Origin of the sequence: Acinetobacter sp. YH01019 (genome assembly GCF_013420285.1) — a bacterium.
Classification (GTDB): domain Bacteria; phylum Pseudomonadota; class Gammaproteobacteria; order Pseudomonadales; family Moraxellaceae; genus Acinetobacter; species Acinetobacter gandensis.
Map to the genome: position 1 here is coordinate 33,770 of NZ_VOYM01000019.1, position 13,558 is coordinate 47,327.

13 protein-coding genes and 4 tRNA genes are annotated in these 13,558 nt (G+C 39.0%); 7 read left to right on the top strand and 10 right to left on the bottom strand.

Annotated elements, in window-relative coordinates:
• Positions 1-8: 8 nt before the first annotated feature.
• Positions 9-1,055, bottom strand: coding sequence for an anthranilate phosphoribosyltransferase (trpD, locus tag FTT84_RS06840; protein WP_067765907.1), 1,047 nt, complete (start codon positions 1,053-1,055; stop codon positions 9-11).
• Positions 1,056-1,072: 17 nt separating this feature from the next.
• The gene (locus tag FTT84_RS06845; RefSeq protein ID WP_218949668.1) at positions 1,073-1,657 is read right to left on the bottom strand and encodes an aminodeoxychorismate/anthranilate synthase component II; all 585 of its coding nucleotides are present in this window, start codon (positions 1,655-1,657) and stop codon (positions 1,073-1,075) included.
• Positions 1,658-2,543: 886 nt separating this feature from the next.
• On the opposite strand from FTT84_RS06845, the gene glnA reads away from it, so the two are divergent.
• A complete protein-coding gene (glnA, locus tag FTT84_RS06850) occupies positions 2,544-3,959 on the top strand; it encodes a type I glutamate--ammonia ligase (protein ID WP_180080591.1) in 1,416 nt (471 codons plus the stop codon).
• An 88-nt stretch (positions 3,960-4,047) separates the two neighbouring features.
• Positions 4,048-4,323: a hypothetical protein gene (locus tag FTT84_RS06855; RefSeq protein WP_180080588.1), complete on the top strand. Its 276-nt coding sequence runs from the start codon at positions 4,048-4,050 to the stop codon at positions 4,321-4,323.
• A gap of 16 nt (positions 4,324-4,339) precedes the next feature.
• Here FTT84_RS06855 and FTT84_RS06860 read toward each other — a convergent pair whose 3' ends face one another.
• Entirely contained in the window at positions 4,340-5,269 is a 930-nt protein-coding gene (locus tag FTT84_RS06860) for a polysaccharide deacetylase family protein (protein ID WP_180080586.1), read from the bottom strand.
• Between the two features lie 188 nt (positions 5,270-5,457).
• Between FTT84_RS06860 and FTT84_RS06865 the strand changes: the two genes are divergently transcribed.
• The 4 genes from FTT84_RS06865 (at position 5,458) to FTT84_RS06880 (ending at position 8,649) form a co-directional block, all read left to right on the top strand.
• Positions 5,458-5,949, top strand: a complete 492-nt coding sequence (locus FTT84_RS06865; RefSeq protein WP_180080584.1) for a chorismate lyase — start codon at positions 5,458-5,460, stop codon at positions 5,947-5,949.
• Between the two features lie 18 nt (positions 5,950-5,967).
• Entirely contained in the window at positions 5,968-6,849 is an 882-nt protein-coding gene (gene ubiA / locus FTT84_RS06870) for a 4-hydroxybenzoate octaprenyltransferase (protein ID WP_180080581.1), read from the top strand.
• 119 nt (positions 6,850-6,968) lie between these two features.
• Positions 6,969-8,219, top strand: a complete 1,251-nt coding sequence (locus tag FTT84_RS06875) for a S9 family peptidase (protein WP_180080579.1) — start codon at positions 6,969-6,971, stop codon at positions 8,217-8,219.
• 169 nt (positions 8,220-8,388) lie between these two features.
• Positions 8,389-8,649 carry a hypothetical protein gene (locus FTT84_RS06880; RefSeq protein ID WP_067765885.1) on the top strand — a complete coding sequence of 87 codons (261 nt, stop codon included), beginning with the start codon at positions 8,389-8,391 and terminating at the stop codon, positions 8,647-8,649.
• Positions 8,650-8,732: 83 nt separating this feature from the next.
• Here the strand turns inward: FTT84_RS06880 and FTT84_RS06885 are convergent, their stop codons facing one another.
• The 7 genes from FTT84_RS06885 to FTT84_RS06915 form a co-directional block, all read right to left on the bottom strand.
• Positions 8,733-9,134 carry a DUF2726 domain-containing protein gene (locus FTT84_RS06885; RefSeq protein ID WP_180058260.1) on the bottom strand — a complete coding sequence of 134 codons (402 nt, stop codon included), beginning with the start codon at positions 9,132-9,134 and terminating at the stop codon, positions 8,733-8,735.
• Between the two features lie 101 nt (positions 9,135-9,235).
• Positions 9,236-9,311: transfer RNA gene (locus FTT84_RS06890), tRNA-Asn, on the bottom strand.
• Positions 9,312-9,601: 290 nt separating this feature from the next.
• Positions 9,602-9,677, bottom strand: a tRNA-Asn gene (locus FTT84_RS06895).
• Positions 9,678-9,928: 251 nt separating this feature from the next.
• Positions 9,929-10,004 (bottom strand) — tRNA-Asn (locus tag FTT84_RS06900).
• A gap of 5 nt (positions 10,005-10,009) precedes the next feature.
• A tRNA-Asn gene (locus FTT84_RS06905) sits at positions 10,010-10,085 on the bottom strand.
• Positions 10,086-10,388: 303 nt separating this feature from the next.
• Positions 10,389-11,015, bottom strand: a complete 627-nt coding sequence (locus FTT84_RS06910) for a superoxide dismutase (RefSeq protein WP_067766299.1) — start codon at positions 11,013-11,015, stop codon at positions 10,389-10,391.
• Between the two features lie 156 nt (positions 11,016-11,171).
• On the bottom strand, positions 11,172-11,930 hold the full coding sequence (locus tag FTT84_RS06915) for a Nif3-like dinuclear metal center hexameric protein (protein ID WP_180058259.1): 759 nt from the start codon (positions 11,928-11,930) through the stop codon (positions 11,172-11,174).
• A gap of 172 nt (positions 11,931-12,102) precedes the next feature.
• Between FTT84_RS06915 and FTT84_RS06920 the strand changes: the two genes are divergently transcribed.
• A complete protein-coding gene (locus tag FTT84_RS06920; protein ID WP_180080576.1) occupies positions 12,103-13,281 on the top strand; it encodes a trypsin-like peptidase domain-containing protein in 1,179 nt (392 codons plus the stop codon).
• Positions 13,282-13,558 lie beyond the last annotated feature (277 nt).

Here is a 13,558-nt window from a genome sequence, read left to right on the forward strand (position 1 = left end):
TCCTAATCTTAAGCTTCGTATTCTTTTAAAGTTTTAGTAAATTCAGACAAAATGCCCATTTTTTCTAAGGCTTGACCGCCATAGATAATGTCATGTGCTAATGCAACACCTTGTTTATAGCTTTTGGTTAAACCTGAAACATAAATGCCTGCGCCTGCATTCAGCGCAATCATATTTGCCGCTTTTTCACCGAGTGCTGATTTTTTCTTGCCTAGAGCATCTTTAATTAGTGTCAAACTTTCTGCTGAGCTATCGACAGACAAACCGGTTAAAGTTTGCGATTCAATATCAACATTTTCAGGTTGAATTTCCCATTCTGTGATTTCACCATCTTTAAGTTCAGCCACATAAGTTGCTGAGGCAAGGCTAATTTCATCTAAACCATCACGCGAATGAACCACCATGACATGTTCAGCACCGAGTTGTTTCAACACTTCAGCCATAGGGCGACATAACTCATTTGAAAACACACCAATGACAAAGCGTTTTACTCCAGCCGGATTCGTAAGCGGGCCAAGTAAGTTGAAAATGCTACGGAAACCGAGTTCCTTACGTGGGCCAGCAGCATATTTCATTGCTTTATGATGATTTGGCGCAAACAAGAAACCGACCCCCATTTCACGGATGCAGCGTTCTGTTTGTTCCATGCTTAGGTCGAGATTAATGCCGGCTTGTTCAAGCAGATCAGAGGAACCTGATTTTGAAGACACGCCACGGCCACCATGTTTAGCAATGGTTGCACCCGCAGCTGCAACGACAAAACTTGACGCAGTTGAAACGTTAAATAAGTTTTGGCCATCGCCACCTGTACCGACAATATCCACCAAATGTGGCAGATCACTGACATCAATTTTAATCGCAAACTCACGCATCACACGTGCAGCGGCCGTAATTTCGTCAATACTTTCACCTTTTAAACGTAAGCCCATCATTAATGCGCCAATTTGTGCAGGGCTTGCTTCACCTTGCATAATCGTGCGCATAACCTCTTCCATTTGTGGTTGAGTAAGCTCAATATTTTTAGTGATGTTATTTAAAGCTTGTTGAATATTCATAATTGTTTCGCACCGAATTACGCGTAAATTTCTAAGAAGTTTTTAAAGATTTGATGACCATGCTGACTCAAAATGGATTCAGGGTGAAACTGCACGCCTTCAACAGGCAATGTCTTATGTTTTACACCCATGATTTCTTCCATAGAGCCGTCATCTTCATTGGTCCAGCAAGTGACTTCTAAGCATTCTGGCAGAGTTGCTTGATCTATCACTAAAGAATGATAGCGTGTTGCTGCGAATGGAGAAGGGAGGTTGCTGAAAATACCTTTATCGCTGTGATACATGTCTGATAAACGACCATGCATCACTTTTTTAGCGCGAATAATCTCACCACCAAATGCTTGCCCAATGGCTTGATGTCCAAGACAAACACCAAGTAAAGGAATTTTGCCAGCGAAATGCTGAATTGCAGGAATAGAAATGCCTGCCTCAGAAGGTGAGCAAGGGCCAGGGCCAATGACTAAATACTTCGGTTGCCATCGTTCGATATCTTCCAATGTCACGGCATCATTACGTACTACTTTTACTTCCTGATTTAACTCGCCAAAATATTGAACGATGTTGTAGGTAAAAGAGTCATAGTTGTCGATCATCAAAAGCATGAGCGTTTTAACCTTTGAAATTTATGCACTTAACTGTGCTTTAGTAAGTCCGAATAGCTTCTAAATTTTTTACATCAACCTAAATGATGCTGTTATTTAGGCATGCTAAATAGCTAAAAATTTAGAAGTTCTGCAATCATAGCAAAAAATATACATTTTCTGCTGAACAATTTCTCAGAGCTGCTTTGAACATTGTGTTTGTGTCTTATTGTGAATGCAAAGGATAGGAAAATTAGCTGGCTGAATTAAAGTGAAAATAGAGTACAAGTGTGAATTTTAAACATATAGAAATAAAATATAAAAAATAAAGTAAGTAACTAACTAAAAGAATGTCTAATACTTATGATAAAAGATGTGTTGTTTTGAAGCAAAATCACCAAAATGGAGCATATTTTTTAACTGAACTTAATGAATGAAGATGCGATAAATAGGGCTATTGGGGGGGTTAAATAAGCATTTATTCAATATATTTTTGCTCAATTAGGATCTTTTATAGTCGCTTAAATTGATTAATTACATGTGATAAATCTATTAAGTAACTAGTTTATATAAGAATTAGCATTTATTGAGAATGAGTATCAAAAAATAAAGTGTTTTACTTTACAAATTTGTATTTTCACTCAAAACAAACAAGCATCAAAATGGTGCGCACCATTTTGATACATCGGCATATTCTTTTTAAACAAATGCGATGAAGAGTGGTTGAATATGGTGCATTTACTGTTACACACAGTATAATAGCCTCAAAGTGAGGGGTGTAAATCTTCTATTCTGATAAGGAATTCAATATTTTAACTTTGCTTTTTAAAGTTGGTACGGTAATTGCTTAATAACTACCAACTACTAACACGCACTTGAGTGTGCACAAAAAAATCATCGGAGCAAAATGAGCATGGCGAACAAGGTCCTTCAACTCATCCAAGAAAGTGGCGCAAAATGGGTCGATTTTCGTTTCACGGACACTAAGGGTAAAGAGCAGCACGTAACTTACCCAGCAGATACAATTGACGAAGATACGTTTGAAGACGGCAAAATGTTTGACGGTTCGTCAATCGCTGGTTGGAAAGGTATCGAAGCGTCTGACATGATCCTTCGCCCAGATGCTGAAACTTGCTTCCTTGATCCGTTCTTTGCTGAACCGACTGTAGTGGTAACGTGTGACGTAATCGAACCATCTACTGGCCAAGGTTATGAACGTGACCCTCGCTCGATCGCTCGCCGTGCAGAAGAGTATCTAAAATCAACTGGTATCGGTGATACTGCATTCTTCGGTCCAGAACCAGAGTTCTTCGTATTTGACGAAGTGAAATGGGACATCGACATGTCTGGCGCTCGCCACACATTGATCGCTGAAGAAGCTGCTTGGTCTACCGGTAAAGATTACGAAGCTGGTAACTCAGGTCACCGTCCACGTGTTAAAGGCGGTTACTTCCCAGTACCACCTGTTGATTCTTCACAAGATATGCGTGCAGAAATGTGTGCAAAAATTGAAGACATCATGGGCCCAGGCCGTGTAGAAGTACATCACCACGAAGTTGCATCTTGCCAGCTTGAAATTGGTGTTAGCTTCAATACGATGGTTCGTAAAGCGGATGAAGTTCAACAGTTTAAATATGCTGTTTGGAACGTTGCGCACCAATATGCTAAAACTGCGACTTTCATGCCTAAACCAATGGTTGGTGATAACGGTTCTGGTATGCACGTTCACATGTCGATCTCTAAAGATGGCAAGAACCTGTTTGCTGGTGATGAATATGCAGGCTTGTCAGAAATGGCGCTTTACTTCATTGGCGGTGTGATCAAACATGCTCGTTCATTGAATGCAATCACAAACCCTTCTACAAACTCGTACAAGCGTTTGGTTCCGCATTATGAAGCGCCGATTATGCTTGCTTACTCAGCACGTAACCGTTCAGCTTCTATCCGTATCCCTTACGTTTCTAGCCCTAAAGGCAAGCGTATTGAAGCACGTTTCCCAGATCCAATGATGAACCCGTACTTAGGTTTTGCAGCATTGTTGATGGCTGGTCTTGACGGTATTCAAAACAAGATCCACCCAGGTGAAGCTGCTGACAAAAACTTGTATGACCTTCCTCCTGAAGAAGAAGCGAAAATCCCAACAGTTGCTCATAGCCTAGAAATGGCACTTGAAGCACTTGAAGCGGATCACGACTACTTGTTAAAAGGCGGCGTATTCACTCAAGAAATGCTTGATGCCTATATCGAACTTAAAACTGAAGAAGTACGTCGTCTTAACACGACGACTCACCCAGTTGAGTTTGACATGTACTACAGCCTATAATTCTGATCTGAATTTAAGCTTTAAAAAACCCGCTCTTGTAGCGGGTTTTTTTGTATCATTGTTTTTGAAACTTCTTATTGTAAATATTATGGCGCAACGTAAAAAACATACCAGCTTTTATCCATGGATTGATCCTAAAGATCATGACAAAGGCTTTAAAATGAATTTTTCTGAAGTCACTTATGTTGAGGTCGGCCGCACTGTGGAAGGCTATAAGCAGGCAGAATTCGTTGCGCTAAAAAATCCAGAACTCGCTCTAGACTTTGATTATCCAAAATGCTTTTATATCAGTGCTGAGGGATTGGTTTTGATAAAAACGCCTCAAGGTAAATATGAAGTGATTGCCAAGACGGATAATGCCTAAAGCAGAACTTGAAGACCTAATCTAATTGGTATTGTTTTAAATTTTCGATTTCATAAGGCGCATCTTCAGCAGGGTAGCGTAATTCCTTTCCTTGAGTTTTAGCAAGCGACCAAATTACACTTTCACCAGCTGGGATGTTAAGACTTTGCAATGAATAAATTGGCTCACCAAATGCTTGTTCAGTAGGGATAAATGTCCAACCATGCTGTTTAAATGCCGTGACAACATCCGATAAAAAGGCTGCATTAATTTGATTTACGTGTAGCAGTAAGACATGTTTTGGTGAGCGTTGTAGGGTTTGGACTGCGAGCTGATCATAATATTCTGCACGGTTTAATAAATGCCAAATATAAGCTTGTTTTAAGCGCAGTAATTTTTCTGTGTCGGCTAGTGTGGCATATTGCAAATATTTACGATTATAAAACCAATCGCTAGCATCAATGCTGACACCGCCCAATGCGTATTGGTTGTTTTTAAGCCATTGATATACTGCGTCACGTTTTTCGACGGTTTCGCCTTCTTTTAAGAAAGGATAGCGATAAATACGTTTGTATCGAGGTAGTGTATTAAGTATAAGGTCAGCATCCTGAATGCTTTGAATATACGCTTGCGTGGTGGTATCAGGTTTATTTAGGTTTTGATGTAATGCGCTATGATTACCAATCAGATGTCCCGCTTTCCCCCAATTCGCAATCAGTTGTTTGCCTTGATAGTCACCAAATTTAACGAGGCTTGGAAATACAATTGATTTAATTTGATGTTCTGCAAGTTGATCTAAAATCTGTTGATTAATTTGGACTGCTTTAGAGTTTTGCTGTGGATTAACTCCATCATCAAAACTAAGTGCGAGCTCTTTGGCTTGGGTCATTGTGCATAAGGTAAATAAGCTCACTAGACTGAGTAAATTTTTTAGAGATTGTTTAAGTGTTGTCTGATTCTTTGTCATTATTAAAATATTTGTGTTGTCATGAATAAGGTTGATGATTTTAGTTTAGGGTTTTTGAATTTAACTGAGTGGATCTCTTACATTAACATAAATGGCTGTAAATCTGCCCGTCAAAAGGCAAGGGCCTGTGTATAATCAACTTGATGCATAAATGCATTGATAATGTTGGTTTTATAAAGGCAAGGGTTATGCAGACCGCAGCGAAACTTCAATTACAACAACAGATACCAGAAGCTTTAAAACTTTGGCTCTACGCTTCTGGGTCTTTGACACAGCAATTGACAGATTTAGCAGGTGGAACATTTCAAGTTGAGCCTTTAAAAGAACATTATCAGCGTTTAAATCGACGCGATGCGCAGTGGATGAAAATGCCTATTCAGCATACCTCATGGGTGCGTGAAAGTTATCTTTATGGCAATCAAAAACAGCCTTGGGTAAAAGCAAAATCTATATTTCCTATTTTAAGTTTAAATCAGCGCGCACGAATTTTTAAACATATTGGTACGAAGCCGATTGGCTGGTTTTTATTTCAGCGTACAAATCCTGCATGTGAGCGACGAGTACTGTGGCTTGAAGATGGTTGGACACGTCAGAGCTGTTATACTTGGCATGGCTGTAAATTCATTGTTCAAGAGACATTTTTACCTGCGTTTGAACAATACATTCAGCAGCCTAAATAAGATTGGATAAGGACAGGCATGGCAACGGTACAGCAAATTACTTGGCGTGAACGCTTAGAAGCATATTATTATTTGTGTCGTTTTGATAAGCCAATTGGCACAGAGTTGGTTTTTTGGCCCACCATGTGGGCACTTTGGATTGCCAATCAAGGAATGCCATCTCTCGCGATTCTAATACCAATGATTATCGGTACAATTTGTATGCGGGCAGCAGGTTGTGCAATTAACGATTTTGCAGATCGTAAAGTTGATGGCGCAGTTGAACGAACCAAAACTCGTCCTCTAGCGACAGGCGTAATTAGCGCTAAAGAAGCTATTTATGTTTTCCTTATTTTAGTCCTCGTAAGCGCATGCACGTTATTTTTCTTGCCGATTGAAACCTTCTATTGGTCGTTTGGTGCCTTGTTTTTAGCGTTTATCTATCCGTTTATGAAGCGCTATACGCATTTACCACAAGTATTTTTGGGGGCTGCATTTTCATGGTCAATCCCTATGGCCTATACCGCAGTAGGGCAAACACCAGACTTAACGTGTTGGTTGCTCTATTTTGGTAATTTGGCCTGGACGGTGGCATATGACACTCAATATGCGATCACAGACCGTGAATATGATCTAAAAATTGGAGTGAAATCGACTGCTATATTATTTGGTCGTTTTGATATTGAAATCATTTCATTACTTCAAGTTGTCAGTCTGTTATTAATTGGCTCTGCCTTATATATTGAAAACTTATTTTTCCCATTTGGTTTAATTGCATTGCTTGCTGTAGCTGTGGACTTTATTTACCAATGGACACAAACCAAAGATAGAGTGCCAATGCGCTGCTTTAAAACCTTTTTACATAACCGTTGGGTGGGTGTAATGATTTTTGTGGGAATTGTGGCTGCACAGAATTTATAGTGTTGTTAATCCGATAATTATAAATTGAAATAAAGCGCTCTATCCGAGCGCTTTTTTTTATGCTTAATTGGATTGTATCTCGGTCGAGATTAATGGAATAAGAATAAAGGAATTAAATCATGCAAAAAAATCTTAAGAAAAGTTTATTAGCGGTTTTATGTTCATCTGTCTTATTGCTATCAGCCTGTGGCGGAAATGATGATCATTCCGAGTTTAGTTTTAATCAATATTACCTTTCAGATAAGGCTTATCAGCAAGATACAATAGACTATGTTAGCCAAGTTCGTGTTATGAGCTATAACATGCAAAATGTGTTAAATAAACGTGCTAAAGCGACTGCGATGGTATTTTATCCAAGTACTCCAATGCCAGCAGATGGATGGCGGGTAGTAGTTTGGGAGCATGGCACAGTTGGAAGTGGAGATAGTTGTGCGCCAAGCTTAAATGCATTGAACCCACGTTTTAAAGCCATGGCAGAGAGTTTGTTAAAAGAAGGTTATGTAGTATTGGCTCCTGACTATGAAGGATTGGGCACGCAGGGGATTCATCCTTATCTAAACTTAGAAAGTGCTGCAAAGTCTGCTCAATATGCAGTGAAAGCATTACAGCAACATTTAGGTAATAAGATGCAAGGAGATTGGATGTCTGTAGGCCAGTCTCAGGGTGGACATGCATCTTTAGGTACAGCTGAGTTTGAAAATGGAAACAGCCGTTATAAAGGTGCTGTTGCAGGTGCTCCTGCATCAAGTTTGGGCTACATTATTTCGGAAATTGCACCTACAGCGATTACAAGGTTAGCCGCTGCTGAAAATATTCAAGGTAGTGGTGTTGCTAAAGGTACAGCAGCAAAAGTTTATTCTGAACTTCTTGCTTATGCAGCTTATGTGGCGGTCGGCATTAAGGCTTATGAACCACGTTTTGACTACAATTCGATTTTTGAGCAGCGCTCACAACCATGGGTTGCTAAAGCTGAAGGAACTACAGGTGAAAATGGTCTATGTCTTGATCCATTAATGAAAGAATTTGAAAATGACATTAATAATTATGTTGCAAATAATGCAGGTAAAACAGCTGCTGACTATCCAGGTCTAACAGCAGATTTCTTAACCAATTCTACGATTGCTAAGTTTTTAACCGTGAATCAGCCAGCAACACGTCATATTGATAAACCTGTTTTAATTATTCAAGGCGAGTTGGATACTGCTGTGCCGTATCAGGTAACACAAGCACTGGCGGATCATTTAAAAACTAATTTGAAGACGGATGTAACTTTTGAATTGGTGCCGGGAGCAACTCATACACAGGCAATTGTACAACGTAATGCTATGTTGGTCGCATTTATTAAAGAACATATGCCAGCATCAAAATAGCAATGAATATCGACGCTCGAATAAGCGAAAATGACAAAATAAAAGCCTGAGCAACTGCCTGGGCTTTTCTTTATGAATTTTGTAGAGCGTAATAACTGGTGCAAGACTTGAGAGAATTTCAATCTTTGCTATATTGTGTGCGATATTTAAGTTGATCGAATTGAATACTATGTCTGAAGTGAAGCCAAAACCTAACACTAAAAAGATGATAATCCTGATGGCATTGGGGTTGCTCATTCCAATATTTTTGGTCAGCATGGCTTTTCTAGCGGTAAATAGTGATGCAAAAAATCAGGAAAAATATAAGCAACAACAAGCTGAAATGATTGAGAGAATCAAAGCGCGTGAAGCTGAAGATGCGGCCTTGGCAGCCGAAGCTGATCAAGCAGTGTCAGAAGTATTGGCATCTCAAGCGGCTGATGCTCAATAATTTCAATGTAAATTAATGAATACACCAAAATAAAAAAACCAGTAATGTTTTACTGGTTTCTTTATTTATAGCTTGAGGGTACTTTATTTGATGTCTTGTCTTAGTGTATGGGCACTTGGAATACTGGTATAGCGCAGGACTCGATAACCGGCTTCCTCAAGCATTTCATCGCGGTCAGCATCTTCTTTTTCTTTACCAATATGGCTGGGATCATCGAGTTCAATAATGACAAGTACATTATAGGTTTTATCTAAAATGACAAAGTCGGTTACTTTGCGGTTAAAGCGGTTGCGAATTTTATAATTTTGATTGGTAATGAGGGCACTAAAAGCCACTTGTGCTAACACATAATATTCAGGAAATGCTTCATTTAAGCGATGAAACATTTTACTTTCAAATGGTGTGATGACACGCTTGGCAAAGAATTTTTGCTTGCGTAAAAATAATTTGGGAAATATTAAGCAGCCGAGGGCAAGAGTTGCCATGCAGCCAATCACGAAAAAAATAAACTGACTTAAATCTAACACGCAATGTTACTTCACATAAGAAAAAAGCCCACGTCATAATGCGTGGGCTTTTTAGTATTTGGCTCTCCAACCTGGGCTCGAACCAGGGACCTGCGGATTAACAGTCCGTCGCTCTACCGACTGAGCTATTGGAGAATCTGCACGCATTCTATGAGCCAAATGCAGTCAGGTCAAGCAACAATTGTAAAAAATGCCACTTTTAATGTTGACTGCGCTAAAAATAAACATGTTTCAAAGAATTGTATATTCAGTAACAGATTTAGAGAGCAATTCAGGTAATTCATTGAGGTGAGTTTTAAATCAAGCAGGATGGAATCATCAGATTGGCCGTTTCTAATAGGGAAGGGTTAGGTAATTTTTAAAGTAAATACTGGAAGTTGGAACAAAAAAAAGCCCACGTCATAATGCGTGAGCTTTTTAGTATTTGGCTCTCCAACCTGGGCTCGAACCAGGGACCTGCGGATTAACAGTCCGTCGCTCTACCGACTGAGCTATTGGAGAATCTGAGACGCATTTTAGAGAGCAATTGTAGAAGGGTCAAGGATGTTTCTAGAAATAATTGAAAAAGTTAAATTAAATGGCTTAAAAATAGGCTGAATATTGAAAATGTGCTGTGTAATCTAGTCTGGTTGACTTTTATTTGAGGAATTTAAACTCTTTTTATTAAACTTAAATATAGTGAATGACCTATATAAATAGCGAAAGTGAAAGCAATAAAAAACCCACTTCATAATGAGTGGGTTTTTAGAATCTGGCTCTTCCACCTGGGCTCGAACCAGGGACCTGCGGATTAACAGTCCGTCGCTCTACCGACTGAGCTATGGAAGAATAGATGGCTCTCCAACCTGGGCTCGAACCAGGGACCTGCGGATTAACAGTCCGTCGCTCTACCGACTGAGCTATTGGAGAATCTGATGCGCATTCTAGGGATGAATATAAATGTGGTCAAGCATATTTATAAGAAAATTACGTTAAATGTTTCAATATTAGTCAAACTCTAAATATTTGTTTATATATTGATTATTCTTTGATTTTGAGCGCTGAATTATTCGGCAGAATCAAAAGAACATATTTTTTCGGATGTGATCATTAAGTAAGAAATGACTGAGGCAAGCGTATAAAAATTAAAAACAGTATTTTGTTTGTTTTCTGCATGCATAAAAAATCACCCAGAAAGGGTGATTTTTCAGACTTTCAAATAAGTTTTAAAACTTATTTTTCAACGCCAGCAGCTTGACCTGCATATTTAGCGTTAGCATAGTCCCAGTTCACTAGGCTTTCTAAGAAAGTAGAGATGTATTTAGGACGAGCGTTACGGAAGTCGATGTAGTAAGCGTGTTCCCAAACATCGATAGTCAACACAGCAACTTTACCGTGAGCAAGTGGAGTGTCGGCGTTAGAAGTTTTAAGGATAGAAAGGTTACCGTTTACTTCGTCAGCAACTAACCAAGCCCAACCTGAACCGAATTGAGTTGTTGCAGCTGCAGCAAATTCTTCAGCGAATTTTTCATAAGAACCGAAAGCTTCGTCGATTTTAGCAGCTAAAGCACCAGTTGCTTTACCGCCGCCGTTTTTAGCCATACAGTTCCAGTAGAAAGTGTGGTTCCAAACTTGAGCCGCGTTGTTGAATACGCCCGCTTTAGAAGCATCGCCAGCAACAGCAGTGATGATTTCTTCTAAAGTTTTACCTTCAAGGTCAGTGCCTTTAATTAGGTTGTTCAGGTTAACCACATAAGTGTTGTGGTGTTTGTCATGATGGTATTCTAAAGTTTCTTTGCTGATGTGCGGAGCAAGATCTTCGTAACCGTAAGGTAACGCTGGTAAAGTAATCGTTGTCATGTTTTCAATTCCTTGCATTTTGCTGGGTTTTGACATTAAGTGCCGTTATTGTAATAGATTCTTGCATTAAAATGCGCATTGCTTATAAATAACAATACAGAATAAAGCCTGAAAATATACGTATAAGGGCAGAGTCAAAGACCAAGACGATTTAAATTAAATCGGGTTGTTTAATTCGAAATAACTATACTCAATATTGAACTGTTCTGAAATAGCTTTTGCGAGTCGTTGCACGCCATATCTTTCTGTTGCGTGGTGTCCACATGCATAATAATGTACATTTAATTCTTCAGCTTCGTAAAAAGTACGCTCACTCACTTCACCTGAGATATAGGCATCGCAGTCAAGAGCAGCTGCTTTAGCAATATAGTCTTGAGCGCCACCGGTACAGAAGCCGACTTTTTGAATCGTATTTTTCTGTGCAGGTAAATGGAGCGCATCAAAGCCTAAACGTTCTGACACATACGCTTTAAATGCTTCAGGTGTCATAGCATTTTTTAAATAGCCAATATTACCAATTGGATTACGCTCAGTTGGATCTAGTGCTTCAAATTTTTCAAGTTCAAGTATATCTGCAATTGCTGCATTATTACCGAGTGTCGGATGGCTATCTAATGGCAAATGATAACCCACTAACGAAATATCATTTTGGATGAGGCTTTTAATCCGTCTACCACGCATGCCTGTAATTGGATACGCTTCGCCTTTCCAAAAATAGCCATGGTGGACCAATAATAGATCTGCACCAGCGGAAATGGCAGCTTCAATAGCACTTTGTGAGGCTGTTACAGCGCATAAAATTTTTTTCACTTCATGGCGACCTTCAATTTGTAAGCCATTGGGTGCATAATCTTTAAATTCATGTGCTTTTAAAGTGGTATCACACCACTGAATAATTTCACTTAACTGAGCCATATTTTTCTCAAAATCTAAAATACAATAGGTCAAAATTAAACATTATTTAAATTGTAACTAAAGAATCACAAATCTCTGTGTTTATTTTTAAGTTTGTCGAAAATATTACATTACAATACTGTATAAATTATTTAGTCATCAATGAATTATAAAACTTTTAGAGGATAAAGAAGTGCGCCGGACCTTTACATGGTTACCTTGGGTGTTATTGATACTGGTGATAATTGGTTTTTTGACTTGGCAACAGATTCAAAAGCCTAAAGCACCTGTCGCACCAGATGGGGTAAAAATGCCTGCTGAAAAGGTTGAACCCTTAATCAATACTTCGCGTACAGGTGGAGTTGTGTCATATAGTGCGGCAGTAAAAGTTGCAGCACCAGCAGTGGTTAATATTTTTACGACGCAAAAAGTAAAACAGCTTGATCATCCATTGTTAAATGATCCTGTCTATCGCGAATTTTTTGGCAATCAAATCCCTGATCAAAGTAATCAAAATGAAAATAGTCTTGGTTCAGGTGTCATTGTACGCCCTGATGGTTATATCTTGACTAATAATCATGTGATTGCACAGGCAGAACAGATTGTTGTTGCGTTACATGATGGTCGTAGAGCAGAAGCTAGAGTCGTTGGGACAGACCCAGATACTGATTTGGCTGTGATTAAAATTGAGATGGATCAATTACCTGTCTTGCCATTTAAGCTTAGTGGTAATGAAGTGGGTGATGTAGTACTAGCTATTGGTAATCCATTTGGTGTAGGTCAGACGGTTACACAAGGGATTATTTCAGCAACAGGTCGTTCTGATTTGGGTATTAATACCTATGAGGACTTCATCCAAACTGATGCCGCGATTAACCCTGGTAATTCAGGTGGCGCATTGATTGATGTTGCGGGGAATTTAATTGGTGTAAATACCGCAATTTTCTCACAATCAGGTGGTTCACTTGGAATTGGTTTCGCCATTCCAGCCAAAGTGTGTCAGCAAGTACTTAACTCTATTCTCAAAGATGGACGTGTGGTACGTGGTTGGTTGGGAATTAGTTTGCTGCCAATCCAGCAAGAAAATATTTTAGATCCGCGTGTAAATGGTGTAGTTGTTGCTGATGTAATTCGTGATGGGCCTGCGGCTAAAGCTGGTTTAAAACGTAGCGATAAAATCATAAAAGTGAATAATGAGTTGATTACATCAACATCGCATTTGATTAACTACGTCGCTCAGCAAGCACCATTAAGCACAATGCAAATTGACCTTGAACGTGATGGGAAAGCAATGACATTGCCTGTGCAGGTTGGCGAGAGAAAGTTACAAAATCAAAATAGTGATTCGCAATATATTCCATTGCCTCGATAAAGAAAAAATCCCTCACCATGAGGGATTTTTTTTGGTCATAAAATAATTGGTCCGGAATTCAATTTACAAAAAATGCAATGTATTGTCTTGATGAATTGGCTTACTTTAAGTTTAACAAGAATGACATAAGCGTATAAGAAGATGAGTTTTTGGTGGTGTATCAAAAAGTATGCTAAAAAAAAGCAGGTTGAATTTTGATAAAATAGAGAAATGCAAATAACTCTAGAAATCAAATGTCCAACCTGCCTCAGTGACAGTATAAAGAAAAATGGCATCA